Source organism: Bradyrhizobium sp. WU425 (genome assembly GCF_021052305.1).
Taxonomy (GTDB): domain Bacteria; phylum Pseudomonadota; class Alphaproteobacteria; order Rhizobiales; family Xanthobacteraceae; genus Bradyrhizobium; species Bradyrhizobium canariense_D.
Map to the genome: position 1 here is coordinate 4603383 of NZ_CP088089.1, position 21722 is coordinate 4625104.

At 64.1% G+C, this 21722-nt stretch carries 23 protein-coding genes and 1 pseudogene; 17 read left to right on the top strand and 7 right to left on the bottom strand.

Features of this window, described 5'->3' with window-relative positions; translation table 11 throughout:
- Positions 1 to 36 precede the first annotated feature (36 nt).
- The 7 genes from aroQ (at position 37) to aat (ending at position 6340) form a co-directional block, all read left to right on the top strand.
- The gene (aroQ, locus tag BcanWU425_RS22325; RefSeq protein ID WP_007591609.1) at positions 37 to 504 is read left to right on the top strand and encodes a type II 3-dehydroquinate dehydratase; all 468 of its coding nucleotides are present in this window, start codon (positions 37 to 39) and stop codon (positions 502 to 504) included.
- A 36-nt stretch (positions 505 to 540) separates the two neighbouring features.
- Positions 541 to 1029 carry an acetyl-CoA carboxylase biotin carboxyl carrier protein gene (accB, locus tag BcanWU425_RS22330; RefSeq protein ID WP_204511080.1) on the top strand — a complete coding sequence of 163 codons (489 nt, stop codon included), beginning with the start codon at positions 541 to 543 and terminating at the stop codon, positions 1027 to 1029.
- 60 nt (positions 1030 to 1089) lie between these two features.
- Positions 1090 to 2448, top strand: a complete 1359-nt coding sequence (accC, locus tag BcanWU425_RS22335; RefSeq protein ID WP_085353525.1) for an acetyl-CoA carboxylase biotin carboxylase subunit — start codon at positions 1090 to 1092, stop codon at positions 2446 to 2448.
- A gap of 106 nt (positions 2449 to 2554) precedes the next feature.
- Positions 2555 to 4072 carry a sensor histidine kinase gene (locus BcanWU425_RS22340; RefSeq protein WP_204511079.1) on the top strand — a complete coding sequence of 506 codons (1518 nt, stop codon included), beginning with the start codon at positions 2555 to 2557 and terminating at the stop codon, positions 4070 to 4072.
- Positions 4069 to 4509: a response regulator gene (locus tag BcanWU425_RS22345; protein WP_018454485.1), complete on the top strand. Its 441-nt coding sequence runs from the start codon at positions 4069 to 4071 to the stop codon at positions 4507 to 4509. Before BcanWU425_RS22340 ends, BcanWU425_RS22345 begins: the two co-directional genes overlap by 4 nt.
- On the top strand, positions 4506 to 5609 hold the full coding sequence (locus BcanWU425_RS22350; RefSeq protein ID WP_231188558.1) for a sensor histidine kinase: 1104 nt from the start codon (positions 4506 to 4508) through the stop codon (positions 5607 to 5609). The genes BcanWU425_RS22345 and BcanWU425_RS22350 overlap by 4 nt, the downstream gene beginning before the upstream one ends.
- Positions 5610 to 5659: 50 nt before the next feature.
- Positions 5660 to 6340 (top strand): leucyl/phenylalanyl-tRNA--protein transferase, encoded by a 681-nt coding sequence (gene aat / locus BcanWU425_RS22355; protein WP_204511077.1) that lies wholly within the window; start codon positions 5660 to 5662, stop codon positions 6338 to 6340.
- Positions 6341 to 6373: 33 nt separating this feature from the next.
- Here aat and BcanWU425_RS37430 read toward each other — a convergent pair.
- Positions 6374 to 7422: pseudogene (locus BcanWU425_RS37430) on the bottom strand (DUF2155 domain-containing protein).
- 202 nt (positions 7423 to 7624) lie between these two features.
- Between BcanWU425_RS37430 and BcanWU425_RS22370 the strand changes: the two are divergent.
- Complete coding sequence (locus BcanWU425_RS22370) at positions 7625 to 8572, top strand: alpha/beta hydrolase (protein WP_204511076.1); 948 nt, start codon at positions 7625 to 7627, stop codon at positions 8570 to 8572.
- Positions 8573 to 8585: 13 nt separating this feature from the next.
- Positions 8586 to 9602 (top strand): Na+-dependent transporter, encoded by a 1017-nt coding sequence (locus BcanWU425_RS22375; RefSeq protein ID WP_204511075.1) that lies wholly within the window; start codon positions 8586 to 8588, stop codon positions 9600 to 9602.
- Between the two features lie 79 nt (positions 9603 to 9681).
- On the opposite strand, the gene BcanWU425_RS22380 is transcribed toward BcanWU425_RS22375, so the two are convergent.
- Both BcanWU425_RS22380 and BcanWU425_RS22385 read right to left on the bottom strand, forming a co-directional pair.
- Positions 9682 to 9858, bottom strand: a complete 177-nt coding sequence (locus BcanWU425_RS22380) for a hypothetical protein (protein ID WP_018454491.1) — start codon at positions 9856 to 9858, stop codon at positions 9682 to 9684.
- 182 nt (positions 9859 to 10040) lie between these two features.
- Positions 10041 to 10982: a GlxA family transcriptional regulator gene (locus tag BcanWU425_RS22385; protein ID WP_204511074.1), complete on the bottom strand. Its 942-nt coding sequence runs from the start codon at positions 10980 to 10982 to the stop codon at positions 10041 to 10043.
- Between the two features lie 91 nt (positions 10983 to 11073).
- On the opposite strand from BcanWU425_RS22385, the gene BcanWU425_RS22390 reads away from it, so the two are divergent.
- Entirely contained in the window at positions 11074 to 11760 is a 687-nt protein-coding gene (locus tag BcanWU425_RS22390; RefSeq protein WP_204511073.1) for a DJ-1/PfpI family protein, read from the top strand.
- 420 nt (positions 11761 to 12180) lie between these two features.
- Here BcanWU425_RS22390 and BcanWU425_RS22395 read toward each other — a convergent pair whose 3' ends face one another.
- Positions 12181 to 12588, bottom strand: a complete 408-nt coding sequence (locus BcanWU425_RS22395; RefSeq protein WP_026232746.1) for an NADH:ubiquinone oxidoreductase subunit NDUFA12 — start codon at positions 12586 to 12588, stop codon at positions 12181 to 12183.
- Positions 12589 to 12834: 246 nt separating this feature from the next.
- Between BcanWU425_RS22395 and BcanWU425_RS22400 the strand changes: the two genes are divergently transcribed.
- The 3 genes from BcanWU425_RS22400 (at position 12835) to BcanWU425_RS22410 (ending at position 16427) form a co-directional block, all read left to right on the top strand.
- Complete coding sequence (locus tag BcanWU425_RS22400; protein ID WP_204511072.1) at positions 12835 to 13515, top strand: BA14K family protein; 681 nt, start codon at positions 12835 to 12837, stop codon at positions 13513 to 13515.
- Between the two features lie 240 nt (positions 13516 to 13755).
- Complete coding sequence (locus BcanWU425_RS22405; protein WP_085353532.1) at positions 13756 to 14178, top strand: response regulator; 423 nt, start codon at positions 13756 to 13758, stop codon at positions 14176 to 14178.
- Positions 14175 to 16427 carry a CHASE3 domain-containing protein gene (locus tag BcanWU425_RS22410; protein ID WP_204511071.1) on the top strand — a complete coding sequence of 751 codons (2253 nt, stop codon included), beginning with the start codon at positions 14175 to 14177 and terminating at the stop codon, positions 16425 to 16427. The genes BcanWU425_RS22405 and BcanWU425_RS22410 overlap by 4 nt, the downstream gene beginning before the upstream one ends.
- Here BcanWU425_RS22410 and BcanWU425_RS22415 read toward each other — a convergent pair.
- The gene (locus BcanWU425_RS22415) at positions 16424 to 17347 is read right to left on the bottom strand and encodes an arginase family protein (RefSeq protein WP_204511070.1); all 924 of its coding nucleotides are present in this window, start codon (positions 17345 to 17347) and stop codon (positions 16424 to 16426) included. The genes BcanWU425_RS22410 and BcanWU425_RS22415 overlap by 4 nt on opposite strands.
- A gap of 334 nt (positions 17348 to 17681) precedes the next feature.
- On the opposite strand from BcanWU425_RS22415, the gene BcanWU425_RS22420 reads away from it, so the two are divergent.
- The 3 genes from BcanWU425_RS22420 to BcanWU425_RS22430 all read left to right on the top strand — a co-directional run bounded on the left by BcanWU425_RS22420 (position 17682) and on the right by BcanWU425_RS22430 (position 18542).
- A complete protein-coding gene (locus tag BcanWU425_RS22420; RefSeq protein WP_085353535.1) occupies positions 17682 to 17909 on the top strand; it encodes a hypothetical protein in 228 nt (75 codons plus the stop codon).
- 156 nt (positions 17910 to 18065) lie between these two features.
- Positions 18066 to 18224, top strand: coding sequence for a hypothetical protein (locus tag BcanWU425_RS22425; protein WP_204511069.1), 159 nt, complete (start codon positions 18066 to 18068; stop codon positions 18222 to 18224).
- Between the two features lie 123 nt (positions 18225 to 18347).
- On the top strand, positions 18348 to 18542 hold the full coding sequence (locus BcanWU425_RS22430) for a hypothetical protein (RefSeq protein WP_018454499.1): 195 nt from the start codon (positions 18348 to 18350) through the stop codon (positions 18540 to 18542).
- 178 nt (positions 18543 to 18720) lie between these two features.
- Here BcanWU425_RS22430 and BcanWU425_RS22435 read toward each other — a convergent pair whose 3' ends face one another.
- Positions 18721 to 19185 (bottom strand): GrpB family protein, encoded by a 465-nt coding sequence (locus BcanWU425_RS22435; RefSeq protein WP_204511068.1) that lies wholly within the window; start codon positions 19183 to 19185, stop codon positions 18721 to 18723.
- A 358-nt stretch (positions 19186 to 19543) separates the two neighbouring features.
- Between BcanWU425_RS22435 and BcanWU425_RS22440 the strand changes: the two genes are divergently transcribed.
- Positions 19544 to 21007: an adenylate/guanylate cyclase domain-containing protein gene (locus BcanWU425_RS22440; RefSeq protein ID WP_085353537.1), complete on the top strand. Its 1464-nt coding sequence runs from the start codon at positions 19544 to 19546 to the stop codon at positions 21005 to 21007.
- Positions 21008 to 21180: 173 nt separating this feature from the next.
- On the opposite strand, the gene BcanWU425_RS22445 is transcribed toward BcanWU425_RS22440, so the two are convergent.
- The gene (locus BcanWU425_RS22445) at positions 21181 to 21600 is read right to left on the bottom strand and encodes a nuclear transport factor 2 family protein (protein ID WP_204511067.1); all 420 of its coding nucleotides are present in this window, start codon (positions 21598 to 21600) and stop codon (positions 21181 to 21183) included.
- Positions 21601 to 21722: the final 122 nt, after the last annotated feature.

The window sequence follows — 21722 nt, forward strand, 5'->3', positions numbered from 1 at the left end:
CCCCCGCCACGCTGAAGCAGCTCTTGCGGGATTGGAATGGCCGAACCAGCAACCGACACGATCCTTGTCCTGAACGGGCCGAACCTCAACATGTTGGGGACGCGCGAGCCCGAGAAGTACGGGCATGCGTCGCTGGCCGACGTCGAGGCGCTGTGCCGGGAGACTGCGGCGACGTTCGGCCTCAAGGCCGACTGCCGGCAGTCCAACCGCGAAGGCGAGCTGATCGACTTCATCCACGAGGCACACGCCCGCAAGATGAAGGGCATCATCATCAATGCCGGCGGCTATTCGCACACGTCGATCGCGCTGCACGACGCGCTGCTCGCGGTGCAGATCCCGACGGTCGAAGTGCACGTCACCAACATTCACGCCCGCGAGAATTTCCGACATCACTCCTACACCGCGCGCGCGGCCTTCGCCTCCCTCTGCGGTTTCGGCATCGAGGGCTACCGCCTCGCCATCCAGGGCCTTGCCGCCAAGCTCGGCATCAAGCCCAAAGCCTGACGCTCCCCTTCACACAGAACATTCGGATCAAACAACATGGCGCGCCAGCCAGACGACAAAGCAGCCGCAAAGTTTTCCAGCGAGGATTCCGCCCTCGTCCGCGAGCTCGCCTTGCTGCTCGATGAGACCAGCCTCACCGAAATCGAGATCGAGCGTGCCGGCCTGCGCCTGCGCGTCGCCCGCAATATCAGCGTCGCCGCGACCATGCCGATGCAGATGGCAGCTGCCCCCGCCGCGCTCCCGGCGGTCGCAGCTGCCGCCGCGCCTGCCGCTGCCGACCTGTCGAAGCATCCCGGCGCCGTAACCTCGCCGATGGTCGGCACCGCCTATTGGGCGCCGGAGCCCGGCGCCAAGCCGTTCATCGAGGTCGGCAGCAAGGTCTCGGTCGGCCAGACGCTGCTGATCATCGAAGCCATGAAGACCATGAACCAGATCCCCTCGCCGCGCGCCGGCACGGTGACGCAGATCGTGATCGAGGACGGCCAGCCGGTCGAGTACGGCGAGCCGCTCGTGATCATTGAGTGACGTTCGAGGGCGGTCTCATCGCCCTCGCCGCTTTCCGCGCGTCAGTCCAATAAGGACACCATGTTCGACAAGATCCTCATAGCCAATCGCGGCGAGATCGCCCTTCGCATCCTCAGGGCCTGCAAGGAGCTCGGGATCGCGACCGTCGCCGTGCACTCCACCGCCGACGCCGATGCCATGCATGTGCGCCTGTCGGACGAGAGCGTGTGCATCGGGCCGCCGGCCTCCAAGGACAGCTATCTCAACGTGCCCGCGCTGCTCGCGGCCTGCGAGATCACCGGGGCCGATGCCGTGCATCCCGGCTACGGCTTCCTGTCGGAGAACGCGCGCTTCGCCGAAATCCTCGCTGAGCATAATCTGCATTTCATCGGCCCGAAGGCCGAGCACATCCGCCTGATGGGCGACAAAATCGAGGCCAAGAGGACCGCCAAGAAGCTCGGCATTCCCGTGGTGCCCGGCTCCGACGGAGGGGTCGGCCACAACGACGACGCGATGGCGATCGCCAGGAAGATCGGCTTCCCCGTGCTGGTCAAAGCCGCGGCGGGCGGCGGCGGCCGCGGCATGAAGGTGGCCGAGAGCGAGGCCGATCTTCAGGTCGCGCTGTCGACGGCCGCCAACGAGGCCAAATCCGCCTTCGGCGATGCTTCCGTCTACCTCGAGAAATATCTGCAGAAGCCGCGTCACATCGAGATCCAGATCCTCGGCGACGGCCGCGGCGGCGCGATTCATCTTGGCGAACGCGACTGCTCGCTGCAGCGACGCCACCAAAAGGTCTGGGAGGAAGGCCCCTCGCCCGTGCTGACCGCGGCTGCGCGCGCCAAGATCGGCGAGACCTGCGCCAAGGCGATGCGCGAGATGAAATATCTCGGCGTCGGCACGATCGAGTTCCTGTTCGAGGACGGCGAGTTCTACTTCATCGAGATGAACACCCGCATCCAGGTCGAGCATCCCGTCACCGAGAGCATCACCGACATCGACCTCGTGCTGGAGCAGATCCGCATCGCCGCCGGCGGCGACCTGCCGGCGAGGCAGGACGAGGTCCAGGTCATCGGCCACGCGATCGAGTGCCGCATCAACGCCGAGAATCCGCAGACCTTTCGTCCTTCGCCCGGCCGCATCACGCAATATCACCCGCCCGGGGGGCTCGGCGTGCGGATCGATTCCGCAGTCTATCAGGGCTATACGATCCCGCCTTATTACGACTCGCTGGTCGGCAAGCTGATCGTGCACGGCAAGACCCGCGGCGAGTGCCTGATGCGGCTGCGCCGGGCGCTGGACGAGATGGTGGTCGAGGGCATCGAGACGACCCTGCCGCTGTTCCGCGCTCTGGTGCGCGAAGACGACATCATCAACGGCGACTATCACATCCACTGGCTGGAACAATATCTCGCCAACAAGGCGGAACCCGCCCCGAAGTAGCCGTCCTTTCCCGTGGAACCCTTTGGCCCTAATCGCGTTTGGCACGATGGGGACAGTTCCGAGGGGGCGTTTTGAAGTCCGGCAAGCCTGATCGAGCGAGACCGTCGTGATCGCTGACGCGCAGCGGCGGCGTAGATTCTGGCAGATCCTGCTGTTCGCGGCCGGTCTCCTGGTGCTGACCGTGATCAGCGCCGGCTCCGTCTACCTCGTCAACAAGGCGAGAGACGACAGCAAATGGGTGATTCACACGATCGAGGCGGAGAACCAGATCAACGCCCTCCTGCTGGAAATCCGCCGCGCCGAGAGCACCGCCCGGGGTTACCTTCTGACACAAGGCGAGGATTTCAAGGTCGACCATGACAAGGCCGTGGCGGCCATCGTCCCGGCTCTCGACAGGCTCACGCGCCTGATCGGCGACAATCCGGAGCAACGCCAAAGCATCGAGAAGCTGAGCGCGGCGATCGAGACTAGGCTCGGCCAGTTCGTGCAGGAGATGGACTTCATCCGGCGCGGCGAGCCGGAGAAGGCCGCAGCGCTGGTCCGTGAGATCGCCTCCACGGACACCACGGCCGCGATCGCCAATGTCGCGACCGGGATGATTCAGGAGGAGGAACGGCTGTTCCGGCTGCGAACGATCAATTCGGACCGCAGCCAGACCCTGGCCGCGTCGATGACCGGCATCGGCTCCGGCCTCGTCGTGCTGCTGGCCCTGATCTCGATCTGGCTGGTGCGGCGCTCGGCCCTTGCCCGCGACGATGCCGAGGCGCGCCTGCGCGATGCCAATGTCAATCTGGAGGGCGTGGTCGACGAACGCACGGCCGATCTGCGCGAAGCCAACAACGAGATCCAGCGCTTTGCCTATATCGTCAGCCACGATCTGCGCTCGCCACTCGTCAACATCATGGGCTTCACCAGTGAGCTCGAAGAGCTCGGCGGCGACATTTTCCGCCGTATCGGCAGCCTCACCCATGTCCCGGCCGACGGGCCGCCGTTGCCGGACGGCGAGATCGCACTCGAAGGTCCGGACAAGCAGCTGTCAGAGGATTTTTCCGAAGCGCTGGGCTTCATCAAGTCGTCGATCGCCAAGATGGACCGCCTGATCTCGGCGATCCTCAATCTCACCCGCGAGGGCCGGCGCGAGTTCCAGCCGGAAAAGATCGACACGCGCGAGCTGATCGAAGCCATCGTGTCGACGCTGGCGCATCAGGCCGCCGATGCGCAGGCCGAGATCCACATCGCCCCGCTGCCGGATCTCGTCAGCGACCGCCTGGCGCTGGAGCAGATCTTCTCCAATCTGATCGACAACGCCATCAAATATCTCAAGCCCGGCGTCCCCGGCGAGATCAGAATCCGCGGGCGCACCAAGCTCGGCTACGCTATCTTCGAGATCAGCGATAACGGCCGCGGCATCGACGCCAAGGACCACCAGCGGATCTTCGACCTGTTTCGCCGCGCCGGAACCCAGGACAAGCCCGGTCAGGGCATCGGTCTTGCGCATGTGCGTGCACTTGTGCGTCGCCTCGGCGGCACCATGTCGGTATCATCGGAACTGAATACGGGCAGCACGTTCACCATCACGCTGCCCATCACCTGGAACGCCAGCAACCGGAACGCGGATCAATGACTCAACCCGTCACCATCATCATGATCGAGGACGACGAGGGCCACGCGCGGCTGATCGAGCGGAACATCCGGAGGTCCGGCGTCAACAACGAGATCATCTCCTTTGCCAACGGCACTGAGGCGATGAAGCACCTGTTCGGGCCCGACGGCAGCGGGCTCGTGCAAAAAGGCAATGCGCTCCTGATCCTGCTCGATCTCAACCTCCCCGACATGACCGGGATCGACATTTTAAAGCAGATCAAGGAGAACAAATACCTGAAGGCCTCGCCCGTGGTGGTGCTGACCACCACCGACGATTCCCAGGAAATCAAACGCTGCTACGAGCTCGGCTGCAACGTCTACATCACCAAGCCCGTGAACTACGAGAATTTCGCCAATGCCATCCGGCAGCTCGGCTTGTTCTTCTCGGTCATCCAGGTCCCGCCCGCCGCCCCATGAATCAACGTACGCCCACACTGCTCTACATCGACGATGACGGGGCGCTGGCGCGCTTGGTCGATCGCGGCCTGACACGGCGCGGCTACAAGGTCGTTCACGCCGCAAGCGGCGAGGAAGGCCTCGAGCACATCCGCCGCGCGGCCACGACCGGCGGTATCGACGTGGTGGCGCTCGACCAATACATGCCCGGCCTCGACGGACTGGAAACGCTGGAGCAGATCATGGCGATCCCGGGCGCGCCGCCGGTGGTCTTCGTCACGGCCTCGCAGGATTCCAGCATCGCGGTGACGGCGCTGAAGGCGGGCGCGGCCGATTATCTCGTCAAGGACGTCAAGGGCGACTTCATTCCCCTGCTTCACGTCGCGGCCGATGGCGCGCTGCGCCAAGCCGAATTGCAGAAGGCGCGCGAGGAAGCCGAAGCCGAGATCCATGCCTCGCGCGACCGCTACGCTGCTCTTGCAGCCGAACGCGAGCTGCTATTGCGCGAGGTCAACCACCGCGTCGGCAACTCGCTGCAGATCATCGCCTCCCTCCTGCACCTGCAGGCCAGCTCCGCCGCGCAGGACGAGGTCAAGGCTGCGTTGACCAATGCGATGGGCCGCGTGGCCGCAGTCGCGCAAGTGCACCGCCGCCTCTACACCTCGCAAGACCTGAAGAGCGTGGTCCTGAACCAGTATCTGGACTCGCTGCTCGAGGATCTGCGCCGCTCGGCCGAGGGCAACCGGATGTCGCGCCTGACGCTGAAGGCCGAACCGATCGAGATCGATCCGGACCGTGCAGTCGCCGTCGGCATCATCGTCAACGAGCTGGTGATGAACGCGGTAAAATACGCCTACCCTGACGGCGCCGGCCCGATCCATGTGGAGCTGACCTCGCGGGGCGACGATCTCCTGCTGTCGATCAGCGACGATGGCGTCGGCGACAACGTCAAGGCCGATCCGCGCTCCACCGGCATGGGCCAGCGTATCGTCGCAGCCATGGCCAGCAAGCTCGACGCTTCGGTCGAGCGCGACCCCAACCATTCCGGAACCCGCGTCATGTTGATGTTCCGCCGTGTCCCGGCTGCCGCCGGCAAGCCGGCTGCTGCCGCAGCGAACTGATCCGCACCGCCCATCGCAACCGCCTTGCGATCCTGCTATTATGACGCGCCATGACTTCGCGCGACTCTGCCCCGTCTGAAATCACGCCAGCCGTGCTGCTGCGCGCCTATGCCTGCGGCATCTTTCCGATGGCTGAAAGCGCCGATGATCCGACCCTGTTCTGGGTCGAGCCGGAGTTGCGCGGGGTCATCCCGCTCGACGGATTTCGCGTGGCCTCGCGGCTCGCGCGCACCGTGCGTTCGGATTCATTCCGCGTCACCGTTAATACCGCCTTCAAGGCCACGATCGCCGGCTGCGCCGCACCCCAAGCCGGGCGCGAGGACACCTGGATCAACAAGCGCATCCGCGACCTCTATGGCGGGCTGTACGAGCTCGGCCATTGCCACAGCGTCGAGGCCTGGCAGGGCGAGGACCTCGTCGGCGGCCTTTACGGCGTCAGCCTGGGCCGGGCTTTTTTCGGCGAAAGCATGTTCCACACCGCACGCGATGCCTCCAAGGTCGCATTGGTGCATCTGGTCGCGCGGCTCATCCATGGCGGCTTCGAGCTGCTCGACACCCAATATGTCACCGAACACCTGAAGAGTTTTGGCGCGGCCGAGATTTCGCGGCGGCGCTACACCGCGCTGCTCGACAAGGCGCTCGCGGGCGGGCCTGGCGATTTCCTGAGGCTCTCGGCCGGCGAAGCGATCCCGGGCGCGCGCGCGCTCGAGATCATCGCCGCGCGGCAATAACCGGATTATCGACCAAACCCCGCGGGATTTGGCCTAGCGGCCAAACCCGGGGAAACCGAACAGACCCGGCCGCTGCTCGGGCGGCGGAGGAGGTGGCGGCGGTGCCGGCTGCTGCTGCTGGATCGGCGGTAACGGCTGCGGCGGACGCTGCTGCACCTGCTTGGGCGCGGCCTTCTTCTGCGCGGGCGGCGGCGGTGCCGGCTTGGTGCCGGGATCCGGTGCCGCGGTCGCAATCGTTTGCTGCGGCTCTTTGCAGTCGGTGAGCCAGATATCGTAGATCGGGTGCTCGACGCCGTGCAGGCCCGGACTTGCCGCGTACATCCAGCCCGAGAAGATGCGCTTCACCTCACCCTGCAAGGTGATCTCGTCGACCTCGACGAAGGCGTCGGTGTTGGCGGCCTCGGTCGCCGGCCGCGTGTAGCAGGCGTCGGTTTTGACGCGCAGCGCCCCGAATTGCACGGTCTCGCCGATCTCCTCGTCGAAGTTGATGATGCGCCCGGTGATCTTGTCGAGGCCGGAGAAGGTCGCTTTCTTGTTCACGATCTTCTGGGCCGGCGGCTCGGTGACGACTTCGTCGCCCGGCTGAAGGCTCGCCGGCGTCTGCGGGACAGCGCCGCCCGGTCCGCCCTTCTGCTGTGGCTGGCGCTGACCGGGCGCACCCGGGGCGCCTTGCGGATTGGGCGGAGCGACCGCGACGGGCGGCGGCTGGTTTGGCGGAGCGGCGCTAGAACCGGGCGGCGGCGCCAGAGGTTGGGTCTCGACCGGCCCCGGCATCACATTGCCCTGCCGGCCCGGCGGTGGCGCCATCGGACGTGACGGCAGCACACGGCCCTGCGGCGGCAGCTCCGGCACCTCTTCGTCGTCATCGGGGATCTGCGGCTGCGGCTGGGGCTGGCCACGCGGAATGGTGCCGGGCGGCCGCAGCGGCGGCGGATCGGAGAAGATCGTGCCGATCTGCGCCTGCGCCGGCGTCGCAGCCGTCAGTGCGGTGGCGGCCAGAAGCGCCGCAAGACCTGTCAGGGTAAATGTTCGAAACATATCTCGCGCGGCTTCAACAGCGAATCGGGCTTGCTGGAGGACATTCTACAGGGGCTACCGCCGCTCGCAGGCCATCCGGTTAACACGGCGAATACGGCGGGGGAAGGGCGGCATCCCTGCCCTTCCCGGCCCGGTCTGGCCAGATCGGCCCCCGGATGGAATAGTCGAGCACGCTTCCCGGCGGCCGAGGCGGCCCGCCCCCGAAAAGAACTCCAACGATAACTGGAAACCCAGAGGTCGCTCCCCATGCCCGTTGTGCTCGATCCCGATGCCGCCGCCGTCTACAAGGCCTTTCAGGAGGCCGGCCGGCCCGCCTATGAGACCCTGACCGCACCGGAAGCGCGGGCCTATTACGCGCAGGCGCGCTTTGCGACCAATCCCGAGCCACCTGACCTCGCGCGCGTCACGCCGCTGTCGATCCCGGCACCGCACGGCGCCATTCCCGCGCGCCTCTATGTTCCGAAAGAGCCGCGGCGGTATGATGGCTTGTCCCCGGCGCTGGTGTTCTTCCACGGCGGCGGCTGGGTGATCGGCGATCTCGACTCCCATGACGTCGTCTGCGGCCAGCTCGCCGACGCCGGCGCGCTGATCGTGATCTCGGTGGACTACCGCCTCGCGCCAGAGCACAAATTTCCCGCCGCCATCGATGACGCGATCGCCGCGACCAAATGGGTCGCCGCCAACGCGCGCGAGCTCGGCATCGACGCCTCCCGGCTTTCGATCGGCGGCGATAGCGCGGGCGGCAATCTCGCCGCAGTGGTCGCGCTCGCCGCGCGCGACGGCAATGGTCCTGCGATCGCGGGCCAATTGCTGATCTACCCGGCGACCGATTTCGCCATGACGCACGGCTCTCACCGCGAACCCGAGACGAGCGTGCTGCTGACGCATTCGGTGATCCGCTGGTTCCGCGACCATTATCTCAACGGCGCCGCCGATATCCACGACTGGCGCGCCTCGCCGGCACGGGCGACAAACCTGGCCGGCCTGCCGCCGGCCTATGTGCTGACCGCCGGTGCCGATCCCCTGCGCGACGAAGGCGACGAATATGCCGAGCGGCTGAGGCAGGCCGGCGTGGCCGTGGCTACCAAGCATTATCCCGGCCAGTTCCACGGCTTCTTCACGATGGGGAAATTGCTGCGAGAGGCCAATGTCGCCGTGAGCGAGATCGGCGCGTGGCTGAAAGGATTGGCCTGAAACGCCGTTCCCGATGCCGCCCGTTCTTCAAAACATATTCGCCCTCCCCCTGCGCGGGCTGACATGGCTTGGCGGCCAGGGCACCCGCGCGGTGGCCGCCGGCGTGTTCATCGCGCTCGCGGTACCGCCGCTCGGGGCGTTGTTGCGCCCCTACGTCACCGAGGCGATCTTCGTTCTGCTTTGCATCTCCTTCATGCGGGTCGATCTCGCCGCGCTCACCGGCCATCTGCGCCGGCCGGCGCTGGTCGCGACCGCGACCGTCTGGACCATGATCGGCGTGCCTGTGATCATCGGGCTGATCGTCCATGTCACCGGGCTCACGGCGCGCGCGCCCGACCTTGCCCTGGCGTTGATGCTGCAGAGCATGGCCTCGCCGATGATGGCCGCACCGGCGCTGGCGGCGCTGATGGGCCTCGACGCCACGCTGGTGCTGGTCACGCTGGTGAGCGCGACGGCGCTGGTACCGTTCACGGCATCGCTGTTCGCAAGCCTGTTCCTCGACGGCATGCTCAGCATCTCGCCGCCTGCGCTGGGCTTGAAGCTGCTCGGCATCCTCGCCGCATCGCTGCTGGCCGCCACCGTGATCCGACAGATCTTCGGCGCGGCCGCGATCCAGCGCCACAGGCAGCCGATCGACGGCTTCAACATCGTCATCCTGCTGGTCTTCGCGACCGCAATCATGGGCGACGTCGCGAGCGATCTCGTCGCCCGGCCGGTCTCCACCATCGGCTTCGCAGCTCTCGCCTTCGCGATCTATTTCACGCTGCTCGCCGTCACCACGCTGCTGTTCCGCCGCATCGGCTATGAGCGCGCGCTGGCGCTCGGGCTGATGGTGTCACAGCGCAATCTGGGCCTGATGCTCGCCGCGACTGCCGGCGCGCTGCCGCCCACCACCTGGCTCTATTTCGCGATGACGCAGTTTCCCATTCACCTGGCGCCCTACATGCTGATGCCGATCGCGCGGCGCTTGACGGCGCGCGCACAGGCCTCGGGCGCCGCGGCGACCGGCGGCAAGGCCGCATCGGGCTGAACCAATCCGCAAGCCTTGCCAACACGCAAGTCATGTCCGCTCTGCCGTCGCGAGGCCGCTGGTGACCAGGCGAATGTCGTCACGCAGCGCGCCAATGTCCCTTGTGAATGTCGAATTTCACGGCGCCTTCGTCACGCATCTTCAACAGGAGCGATTGGCAGTCGTCCTGATTCTTGATGTTCACGCGCTTCATGACTTCGAAGGTCTTCAGAGGTTTTTCGCGAAGGGCAATCAGAATCTTTTCTCGATCGGTCATTGGGGTTCCTTGCATCGGATCGGCGACGGTACGTGTTGTACACATCGTCTACAACGGGTGCATTCGCTTGACGAGGTCCGTTCCGGCTCCAAAAGGGGAAATGCCGCGCAATATGCAAGTCTGCTCAAATATCCAAGTGTGCTCACCCGCTCAAGCGGGCTCTCCAACTCGATCAATTCTCCCTACCCGGCCCTTGCCGCGCGCCGCAGCGCTTGCGGCGGCTGGCCGAAGGCGCGAATGAAGGCGCGCCGCATGCGCTCGGGATCGCGGAAACCGGTCGTCTCCGCGACGAGTTCGATCGCCTCGCGCGAGGACTGCACGCGCTCGCGCGCGACCTCGATGCGCAAGCGCTCGATGGCCTTCGAGGGCGTCGTGCCGGTCTCGGCGGCAAAGGCGCGGGCAAAATGCCGCGCGCTCATGCCGGCGCGGTCGGCGAGATCTTCGACAGTCAAGCGAGCGTCGAGGTTCTCGCGCGCCCAGGACAGCAGCGCGCCGAAGCGGCCGTTCGGCGTCTTCAATTCCAGAAGTGACGAGAATTGCGACTGGCCGCCGCTGCGGCGATGATACAGCACGAGCTGCCGCGCCGTGTCCTGCGCGATCTGCTCACCGTGATCCTCCGTCACCATCGCGAGCGCAAGGTCGATGCCGGCCGTGATGCCGGCCGACGTCCACACATTGCCGTCGCGGGTGAAAATCTGGTCCGGCTCGAACTTCACCTTGGGATAGCGCGCGACGAAATCCCGCGTGCGTCCCCAATGCGTGGTGGCGCGGCGGCCGTCGAGCAGGCCTGCTTCGGCGAGCACATAGGCGCCCGAGCAGACGCTCGCGACCCGCACGCCCCGCCGCGCCAGCCGCTGCACGAAGGCGCGCGTGACTTCGCAGCGCGCGGCATCCGTCACGCCCGCACCTCCCGCCACGACCAGCGTCGTGATCGCATTGGCCGACTTGAATTCGCGCGCCATCATCTCAACGCCGGACGAACTGCGCACCGGCCCCGCGTTCACCGCCAGCACGCGGATCCCGGTCGTCGTCTTGCCCGTGCAGCGCGCCGCGATCTCGAACACGGAGATCGGGCCGGCCGCATCGAGCAACTGGAAGTCCGGGAAGATCAGGATGCCGATCATGGTTATGTCCGAAAGCGAGGGAAATACGCCATTCTGGACGGAAAGGCATCATGAGAGGCTGCTTCCGTCAAGCTCATAATTGGAGGCTCTCATGTCGTCCCCGCTCCAGATCGGTTTCTTGGTGTTTCCGCGCGTCACCCAGCTCGATTTTACGGGTCCCCTGCAGGTGTTCTCCTCTGTGCCGGGCGCAAAACTGCATTTGATCTGGAAACGGGTCGAGCCGGTGCCGAGCGATTCCGTGCTGACGCTGACGCCGACCACGACATTCGCCGACTGCCCGCAGCTCGACGTGATCTGCGTGCCCGGCGGCGGCGGCACCAACGATCTGCTCAATGACGAGGAGGTGCTCGGTTTCCTGCGCCGGCAGGCCGAGGGTGCCAAATACGTCACCTCGGTCTGCACGGGATCGCTGGCGCTCGGCGCCGCCGGCCTCTTGAAGGGCTATCGCGCCGCCACGCATTGGAGCGCGATGGAGATGCTCGCTCAGTTCGGCGCGACGCCGACCAAGACGCGCGTCTGCGTCGACCGCAACCGCATCACCGGCGGCGGCGTCACCGCGGGAATCGATTTCGCGCTGACCCTGGTGTCGATCATGGTCGATCGCACCACCGCGGAGGCGATCCAGCTTCAGCTCGAATACAATCCGGCCCCGCCGTTCAATGCAGGCTCGCCGGATACCGCGCCGGCGGAGGTGCTGGCATTACTAAAAGAGCGCGGCGCGCAGGGTCAGGCGCGCCGGCTAGAGGCGGTGAAGCGTGCGGCCGAGCGGATGACCTAGTCTCCACTCTCGTGTCCCGGACGCGATGCATCGCGTAGCGGTGCCGCGCAGCGTCCGGGGCACGCGAAATCAGTCGTCCCTCTATCAAAGAAAAAGGCCGCCCGGTTTCCCGAGCGGCCTTTCCTGTCTTACGGCGGCTGCACATTTCATCGGGCGATTTCGGAGCTTCCAGACCGGGGGCCTATCTCCCGATCGAGTCCTGGTCGGCGGCCGCTGCATTTCGGGACAGTCGCGAACTGTTGCCCGAACCGAACGCGATGGTCTCCCATCTCCGTAAGATGCGACCATTGAGCCGCATCGCCCGCGTGGCTGCAATGCCCGCGCAGCACTCATCCCCGCTGTTCCCGTTGTCCACAGCAAAGCGAGGCGGATGCGGGTGCATCCACCCCCACGACAAGGGTTGAGACGGGAATCGGAAGGCTAGCTCGGCGTCCAGGGCTGATAGTCGCCGGTCGCCTTCGGCCGCTTGCCGCTGGCGAGCGTCGAGCCCGCGGGACGGTAGGCGTTGGCCGTGCCGGTGAGATTGGGCTGGTGCGGCTTTTCCCATTCGCGCGGCTGGTAGTTGTCCTGCGTCGGCGGCACGTCGACGGTGTGATGCATCCAGCCGTGCCAGGACGGCGGGATACGGCTGGCCTCGGCGTAGCCGTTATAGACCACCCAGCGGCGCTCGAAGCCGAGCACCGGGTCGATCGCCCCGCCGCGGGTGCGATAATAGAGGTTGCCCTGCTCGTCCTGGCCGACCAGCTCGCCGTAGCGCTTGGTCCAGAGTTGGGTGCCAAACGTCTGGCCATTCCACCAGGTGAAAAACTTGAGGAAGAACTGTTTCATGCGGCAAGGGCCCTGCTTCGTCGGGTCCTGATGCCATCCGGACGGCGAAATGTCCAGTTCGGCGCGGGCAGCAATGCCGCGCTGCAGATGCAGTCCCCGGCACGGAACGCTGCCGCAAATCGGACGCGATCCGTTCATGCCGGATACAGCGTCGCCATGAGAACTTTTCGTCGCACGCAAACCCCCGTGATCCCAGGAACTCCGGCCCTTTCATGGGGTTTGCTTCCGGGAAAAGGAGTTTTGATCATGAAAAGTCTGAAAGTCTTGAGCACGGCTGCGGCAGTGGCATTGGTTATCCCGTTGGCGACGCCGAGCTTTGCCCAAAGTCGGGCCGCAGCGGTCGGCGGCGGCGGAGCACACTTTGGTGGCGGCGGCGGAGCACACTTCGGTGGCGGCGGCGGAGCACACTTCGGTGGCGGCGGCGGCGGGGCACATTTCGGTGGCGGCGGCGCCCGCATGGGCGGCGGCAACTTCGGCGGCGCGCGGATCGGCGGCGGCGGCGGCAATTTCGCGGCCGGCGCAGCAGTACGTCCGGGCGGTGGCAGCTTCGCAGCCGGCACGGTGAGCCGACAGGCCTTCTCGCCGTCCTACAGCGGTACACGCAGCGTCGCGACTGCGGGCAACTGGCAGGGCGGTGGCGGCAATTGGAGTGGTCGTCACTGGCATCATCGTCACGGCGGCGGCTTTTGGCCCGGGTTCGCGGCCGGCGCTGCGATCGGCGGCCTCGGCTCGTACGCCTATTACGGCGGCGGGTATTACGACGACCCCTACTATTACGGCGACAGCTACTATGATGAACCGACAGTGGCCGTGGTCCCCGATGGCGGCGGCGACTCCGCGGCCTACTGCGCGCAGCGCTACAAGTCCTACGATCCGGCGTCCGGCACCTATCTGGGCTATGACGGCCAGCGTCATCCCTGCCCGTAACACGACCTGAAACACTTGAAGAAGAAGGCGTCGCAGCGATGCGGCGCCTTTTTCATTCAGGCGCCTCACCTGTTTCGCTCGCCTCGTATTCGTCATCGGCAAGTGTCGCGTACAATCGATGCGAGCGGACCTTTATTCACCGCGCCGTGCATATCTACCCTTATCCAATCCCAAATTGACCCGACGCGCGATTCCCCTGTATCAACTTGGCTGTGGGGACTTCGATGACTGGGAAGTGTCATGCCGCGCATTCTCGTGGTTGATGACGATCCGATGGTCGGCGCGACCATCGAGGTCCTCCTCCAACGTCAGGGCTTCGACGTCACGTTGACTGACGGCGGAGAAACGGGTTTGGCTGCGCTCGAAACACAGAATTTCGACGTGATGCTGGTCGACATCTTCATGCCGCACATGCGCGGCTTCGAGTCCATTCGCATCTTTCACGAGCGCGCGCCGGCGGTTCCGCTAATTGCGATGTCCGGCTACGCCTTCGCATCATCCGCCTCGCCCTCTCCCGACTTCCTCCGGATGGCGCTGGAGCTTGGCGCGACCCGCTGCCTGCGCAAGCCGTTCACGCCGGACACGCTGCTGACCACGATCCGGGAATGCATCGCCGTGCCGGGCGATGGCTCGCAGCCGAAGGACAAGAAAGAAGTCCCTTGATCCCAACGCAGCGCGTCATTCTCGGTGCTGGACTTGCCATCCTCCTGATCATCACCGCAGCCTCGATCGGCCTCGACGTCAAGTCACGGTCCGATGCGGCCTGGGTCAATCACACCGTCGAGGTGCTGAAGAAGATCTCCGACCTGCGCGTGCTGATGCGCAGTGCCGAGAGCGCCGCACGTGGCTACGAGATCTATCGCAACCCGAGCTTCAGCGAAGAATTCCAGGCGGTGCACGCCCGGATCGCACCGGCACTCGCCGATCTCAAGCGCAGCGTGCGCGACACTCCCGAACATGTCGCGCTGCTCGAGGGCACCGAGCCGCTGGCGCTGCGCCGGATCGAGATCGCCGCCGAAGTGATGCGCCTGCGCGCCGGAAACGATCAGGCCGGCATTGCAGCAGTCCAGGGCAAGGGCGAGGGCCGTGGCCTCATGGACACGGTGATGGGCAATTTCGATCATTTGAGCGCAGAGGAAGAACGATTGCTCGCGGCGCGCTCCCAGGATTCGCGCCGCACCGGCATCGTGCTGCTCGGCATCGACGTCGCCGGCGCACTGGTGATCCTGCTGCTGGTCGTGATGATGATGCGCGAGAGCCGGCGCAGCGAGGGCGCACTCAAGAGCACGCTAATGGAGACCACGGCCGCCAAGCAGCAGCTCGAGGCCGCCGTGGCCGAGCGCACCGAGCATCTGGTCACCGCGCATGACGAGCTGCGCCTCTCGGTCAACGTGCTCCAGAGCACCTTTCACAGCATGGCGGAGGCGGTGCTGGTCATCGATGCCGAGGGCAATGTCCTTCTGTCCAATCCCGCCGCCGAGCGCATGCTGCTGCACCGGACCGGCATGAACCTGCGCAATCTGCGCGCGATGTCCACCGTGCTTCACGGCGACGGCCTCACCCCGCTCAAGCCCGACGAGCTGCCGTCGGCACGCGTGCTGCGCGGCGAGCCGTTCGAGAACATGGAGATGATCGTCCGCCCGCACAGCGGCAATGCTCCCCGTCATCTCATGATCAGCGGCCGGCCGATGCTGGACGGGAAAGGCAACGTCTCCGGCGCGGTGCTGGTCTATCACGACGCGACCACCTCGCGCGAGACCGAGCGGCAGTTGTACCAGTCGCAGAAGCTGGATGCCATCGGCAAGCTCACCGGCGGCGTCGCGCACGACTTCAACAACATGCTGACCGTGATCTCCGGCAATACCGAGACGCTGGTGGCAAGCCTGAAGCAGCAGCCCGAGCTCCAGCGCGTGGCGCGCCTGATCGACGAGGCCGCCGAACGCTGCGCCGAGCTGATCCAGCATCTGCTCGCCTTCGCGCGCAGGCAGCCGCTGCAGCCGCGCAACGTCGAGATCAACGCCGCGGTCGCGGACATCGCGAAACTCCTGCGCCCCACCCTCGGCGAGCAGATCGAGATCGAGACCGTGCTCGAACAGGGTCAGATGACCGCGCACATCGATCCGTCCCGCCTCACCAATGCCCTGCTCAACATGGCCATCAACGCCCGCGACGCCATGCCGAACGGCGGCAAGCTGCTGCTCGAGGCCCACCGCGTCGTGCTCGACCAGGCCTATGCGCAAAGCAATCCCGACGTGCGGCCCGGCCCTTACGTGATGCTCGCCGTCAGCGACACCGGCACCGGCATGCCGGCCGAGGTGCAACAGCAGGCGTTCGAGCCGTTCTTCACCACCAAGGAGGTCGGCAAGGGAAGCGGCCTCGGCCTTTCCATGGTCTACGGCTTCGTCAAGCAATCCGGCGGCCACATCAAGATCTACAGCGAGGAAGGCCACGGCACCACGATCAAGCTCTATCTGCCGCCGGGCGAAGGCATGACCGAGCCAGTCACCTCTGCCGCACCGCCGGCCCAGGGTGGCGCCGAGACCATTTTTGTGGTCGAGGATGATCCACTGGTGCGCAACTTCGTCACCGTGCAGCTCCAGAGCCTCGGCTACCAGACTGTCGCCGCACCCGACGGCAAGGCCGCGCTGGAGTTGATCCGGGCCGGCCAGCCGTTCGATCTGCTGTTCACCGACGTCGTCATCCCCGGCGGCATGAGCGGACGCGACCTCGCCGACAAGGTGGCGACGATCCGCCCCGGCGTGAAGGTGCTCTACACTTCCGGCTATACCGACAACGCCATCGTCCACCACGGCAAGCTCGACGACGGCGTCATGCTGCTGACAAAACCCTACCGCCGCAACCAGCTCGCCGCGATGATCCGCAAGGCGCTCGGACACATGCCCACCGGCTAGCGTTTCTGCTTGGCGATATGTCCAATGGCGTTGCAGATGATCCGCGCTGCGCAGATCGCCCCAATATTCTGCAGATCACGCTCCGGCACCAATTCGACCAGATCAAGACCGACAATTCTGGCCTTCGAGGCGACGCCCGCGATCAGGTCTATGACGTCGAAATAGGACAAGCCGCCGGGCTGCGGCAGCAGCACGCCGGGAATGACGGACGGATCCAGGCCGTCGCAATCGATCGTGATCAGGCAGTTCGCGCTGTCCTCGATTGCACTGAGGACGGCTTGAACGCCCCGGCTTTTGAGCTCTCGTGCCGTAAAAATCCTGGAGCCCCAATTCCGCGCGCAACTGAGCTCCTGCAGGCCCGAGCCGCCGATACCCCTTAAACCGACCTGCACAATGCGTTCGACCCAAGGCAACTCGCTAGCGCGCCGCATCGTGCTGGAAAACGTATGTGCTGAGCCGTCGCGCTGGTCCTTCCAATCCAGATGCGCGTCGATCTGCAGGATCGTCAGCTTGCCCATGTCTTCGAACGCCTCGAAGAACGGTATGGGGACAGAATCATCTCCGCCGAGCAGCATGGGTACCGCGCCGGACTTCAGGATCTTCCTGGTGGCGGTCCTGATTGCATTCCGGTTTTGCTCGGGGGCCTCGGGTGACGTGGCAAGATCGCCGCCATCGACGACCCGGATTTGCTCCGGGTCGAGCAGGATTCCGTCTTGGTCGAAATCCCACCTAGCAAGGTCGGTCTGATAAACGCGCAAAGCATTGCGAATGGCCGCTGGGCCATTCGCGGCATGGCTGGTCCTGCCCCTCACATGCGGCGTGGCGTCGGCAGCTCCGAAGATGACGATGTCGGCTTCGCCTAGAGGCTGGGCAAGGTCGCACGCCGCGACGCCGAGGAATGTGTTGCGGTCGCTCGCCATAGCCGTCTCGCTGGAGGCACTCAGTCCGGCCGACAGAGCCAATCCGCAACGCCTCCGCGAGTTCCTGACCTGCTCTTGGCCTGCCGCCGAGCCGAGCGGTCGAAGCCGCTCTCGCCGAGGACGTGACCTCATAAACGTCGGCTTACCAAGGCAAAGCGGAAGCTCTCACCTTCGGCGTGGTCGGCGGCTTGTGACCACAGCGGACTCCAGCGCGTCGAGCTTCCCCTGAGGGAGTTGACGAGTGGGCGGCCGCTTTCTTCTGGAACGAAATTAAATTGATTTAATTCAGTTATTGTGATTTAATTTTTAGGCTTATCTCTGGACGGAGAAACGCATGCCAGATCAGGACGACCGTCGCGAGTTCTTAAGAACCTGCGGAAAGTTCGCGGCGGTGACACCTCCAGCCATCACCCTACTCCTGTCGACATCCCTTACATCGGATGCGATCGCGAAGTCGGGCGCAGGCGCGGTCCACGACGACCATCACCATCACGGCAACAACGGCTGGGGCAACGGCGGCGGAGACGGCAGCCCCAACGGCAAGGACGATAGAGGCCGCTGAGACGACCACACACGGCCTCCGGAAGGAGACACAATGCAGACCAGGCGCCGCGACGTAGATTGGCATTTCGCCAGCTTCGTTGTTTCGATGATCTGGCTCGCGATTGTTGCTGCCGCTCTTCTTGCAGTGCTCTTCCGAGGGCACCCTTGAGGAGTTATGAAGTACATTTTCATCGCGGTCGGCTGCTGGCTGCTGCTGAACCTGCTCTTCGTTGTGTTAGTCACGCCGCCGCGTAGTCGCCGGCCGCGACAGCTTGCTCGCACGATTCATGCGGTCAAGAAATTCATTATGAGCAGACGGCAGCCCCCCACCTGATGAGGGCAGTGACGCGCTGCAAAAAAAACGACAGTAAGGCTGGCTGTTTATTTCCAGCGACGCCGCACCGCAGTTCGCTGTATCGTGCCGTTCCGTTTTTTTCCAACAGCGGATTTGATTGCCATGCACCACATCCAGAGTACGCATATTGCCGCGATACTGAAACTGACCGCCCAGCAGCTTGAAGCACTTCGCACCCGCCCAGAGATCCAAAAGGAATATTCCGAAATCCTCGTTTTGAGAGAGAAAATAAAACTGGCGACCGATCTGAAGAAGGCTCGCCGGCAGCTCCTTACTCGGTCCCTGCCAAGCGCCTGAAGGGAGAGAACTCCACCCGTGCCTTGCGCTGTGAGGCTCGAGCAAGGAGCTGCTCGTTGGCATTCCCGCTTGTGGACCCGAAGCGGACATCTTAGCAGCGCCGCACGGCATATCCCGTCGCTGTGGCAGCGCAAACAATACTTCCCGAATGCTGATAGCGCCTTGTCGGTTATCTCCCTCACAACCGATGTTTTGTTTTGCGAAAGCCCTCGATGTTCTTGCCAAATTCATCCGCGAGCGATTTCTTTTGGCTTCCGTACGCGGCAGCGATTTCCGGGTGTAAGCGCAAGTAGTCGCGAAACAGCAGGAAATCTCTCCAGCGTGGATTGCATTGCTCCATGATGTGAAGATGGTGTGTCCAGGGTCCAGGCATCCTCTTCCGAAAAAACAGTTCACCAGGTAACCATGCTTCGTACTCGGGGATGTAGGTGTATCCGAGTTGCGCGAATGGCCTCACAAACGTGGACTTCGCGCGCAACAAGTTCGGGAGGCCGACCAAGATGTCCATAATCGGTTTGGCCGAGAGGCCGGACACAGACGTACTGCCCATGTGTTCGATCTTGAGCGCCGGACCGACCACAAATCGCAAGCGACGGCACTCCTGCTGGAAACGAACCGGCCAGTCGGGGTCATAGTCACGCACCTCGATGGCGCCCCTCCATACTTCTCCATTCTGTCCCCTCGCTGGAAGCTACCCTTCTCAAACGGCCCTGTTGGAGCAGATCACCGTTCCTGCATGTGATCGGACTCACTGCAATGCGCGGCATCTCCCGATATACGGGTCAGCTTTTGGGGCTTCAGCGACGTCGTGGGCGCACCATATTGAGGTCCATCCAGCGAGGCATGGCGGAGTAGATTTGCTCAGGTTGAGTTCTTCGCACTTTGACCCATAAGCGACATGGGTGGATTGAAAATCCTTGCAGTGCAATAGTCCGTGCGGCATCGGATGGCTCGCGAGGACCGGGCGAAGCTGATAGATTGCCATCGTCAGGAGCTGATCGATGACATCCATTGACGAGCGTCTTCTCGAAAGCAAGATGACGCAGATCGAGCAGGCCCGCACTTGGAGCCCGCGCGTAATCTCCAAGTTCGAAACGCTGATTCGCAGTGGTGACGAGGTCAGCCTGTACCGCGCCAATCCGCTGGCGTTCGCCCGTGATCGCAGTGTGGCTGAGCCGGAGTCGATCGATCTGTTTCTCCATGCCGCTCGCGCCGGGCTGGTCGACATGCATTGGGACATTCTCTGCCCCCACTCGGGTCTGGTGCTGGAAAGCTTCGGGAGGCTCCGTGCGCTCCGGAGCCATTTCGTCTGCGGGCTTTGCGATATCGAGGGTCACACCGAACTCGACGACTTCATCGAAGTGTCCTTCTCCGTCTCGCCGCAAATTCGGCACCTCGCCTTGTATGACGTCGACAATCTCTCGATCGAAGATCTGCACTGGAAGCTCAAGTTCGCCAACAGCGGACGGCTGCCCGGCGGACAGACTCGATTTGTCGATGTCTTGCGCGGTTTCGTTCGCGGAATGACTTATCTGCCGTCCGGTCTGACAACGACGCTGCAGACCGATATTGGGCCGGGCGCGGTCTCAGGCGTCAACGTCCAGACCCAGGCGGGCTTTACGCTCCCGGTCGCGCTCGATCCCACTGCCGTGCAGATGCCGAATACTCCGACGATCGTTCGTGCCACCTATGACGGGCAGCGGTTCACGCCCGCCGTTTCGGCCGTGCCGTCGGGGCCTGTGATCTTCGAGATCAGCAACACCGGCCCTAAGCGCGGTTCGCTGCTCCTGATCAACTGGCCACCTGAAATCTTGGAAATGCCAGAGAAGCCGACCCTCGAATTCGATCCCTACGTCTCGGGCGGGATGCTGCTGACGCGTCAGACGTTCCGCAAGCTCTTCCGCTCAGAGCGCGTAGATGAGGAGGAGGGCCTCGGCGTTCGGCAGGTGACGTTCCTGTTCACGGACCTGAAGGGTTCGACCGCGCTCTACGAGCGCCTCGGGGATCTTAATGCCTATGCTCTCGTCCGCGAACATTTCGCTCTCCTCGACGCAATTGCCCATCGGCATGCCGGTGCCATCGTGAAGACCATCGGCGACGCCGTCATGGCTGCGTTTTTCCGGCCGGTGGATGCCGTGGAGGCAGCGCTGCACATTCTGCGGGACATCGGAGAGTTCAACTCCAAGCACGGCCAGCCCGCCGTCGTTCTCAAAATGGGGGCACATTGCGGTCCTTCCATCGCCGTGACCCTCAACGAGAATCTCGACTATTTCGGCCAGACCGTGAATATTGCCGCGCGGGTGCAATCATTCGCCGACGCCGGCGAAATCTGTCTCACTGAAGCACTCTACACCGCGCCCGCTGTTCGCCAGCTGCTGGCGGGCCACCATGTCGAGGAGTTCGAGGCGCCGCTGCGCGGCGTCGAAGGCGAGGCGCGAGTCTACCGGGTCACCGGCCGATTGTAGCCTAGGCTCTGCGGCAGTCCGCACTAGCGTAGTGATCGAAATGTATTTCCGACATCTGGCCGCCGCGAGGCGGCTTTTCTTGGACACGGCAAGAGCAAAGGAGTCTGTTCGTGGCCCAGAGCTGACCTGCCCTGCGCAGCCGGTCGAGGACCGCTTGTGACCCAAAGCAGCCTTTAAAGCGGCTCGAAAATCATCTGCCAGCCCTTTCGGGTGTCCATGTATTCGCGAACCAGCTTGATCCGCTCGCCGGAAAGGACAAAAGCGAAGCAATAGTCATTCTCGTAGGGCTTGCCTCCAGGAAGAGTGGCTCGCATTCGCTCCTCGACGATCACAGTATCGCCATCGGCATGAATGCCCCGAAACGAGATGTCGACGTTCGAGAACAGATGATGCATTTCCGAGGCAATAAACTGTGCGATTTGGTCCGGTCCAATCATGTGGTCGGTGTGTTTGAGAGCGACCGCCGTGGCATTTCCAGCCGGTGCGATCCATTCGGCATCGGGAGTAAACAGCTCCGCGATCAACTGCGCATCACGGATTTTAAAAGTCTTCCAGGCATTGATGACGATCTCTTTAGGATTCGTGCTGTTCATTTTTGCTTCTCCAAGTGCTCAGCGAAGTTGGACCTTCTCTATAAGAAGGGCGCACCGATATCGCTGGCCGGAATCGGACCTGATCATCTCAGGGCTATTCTTCTGGCTGCGGCCTGCGGTAA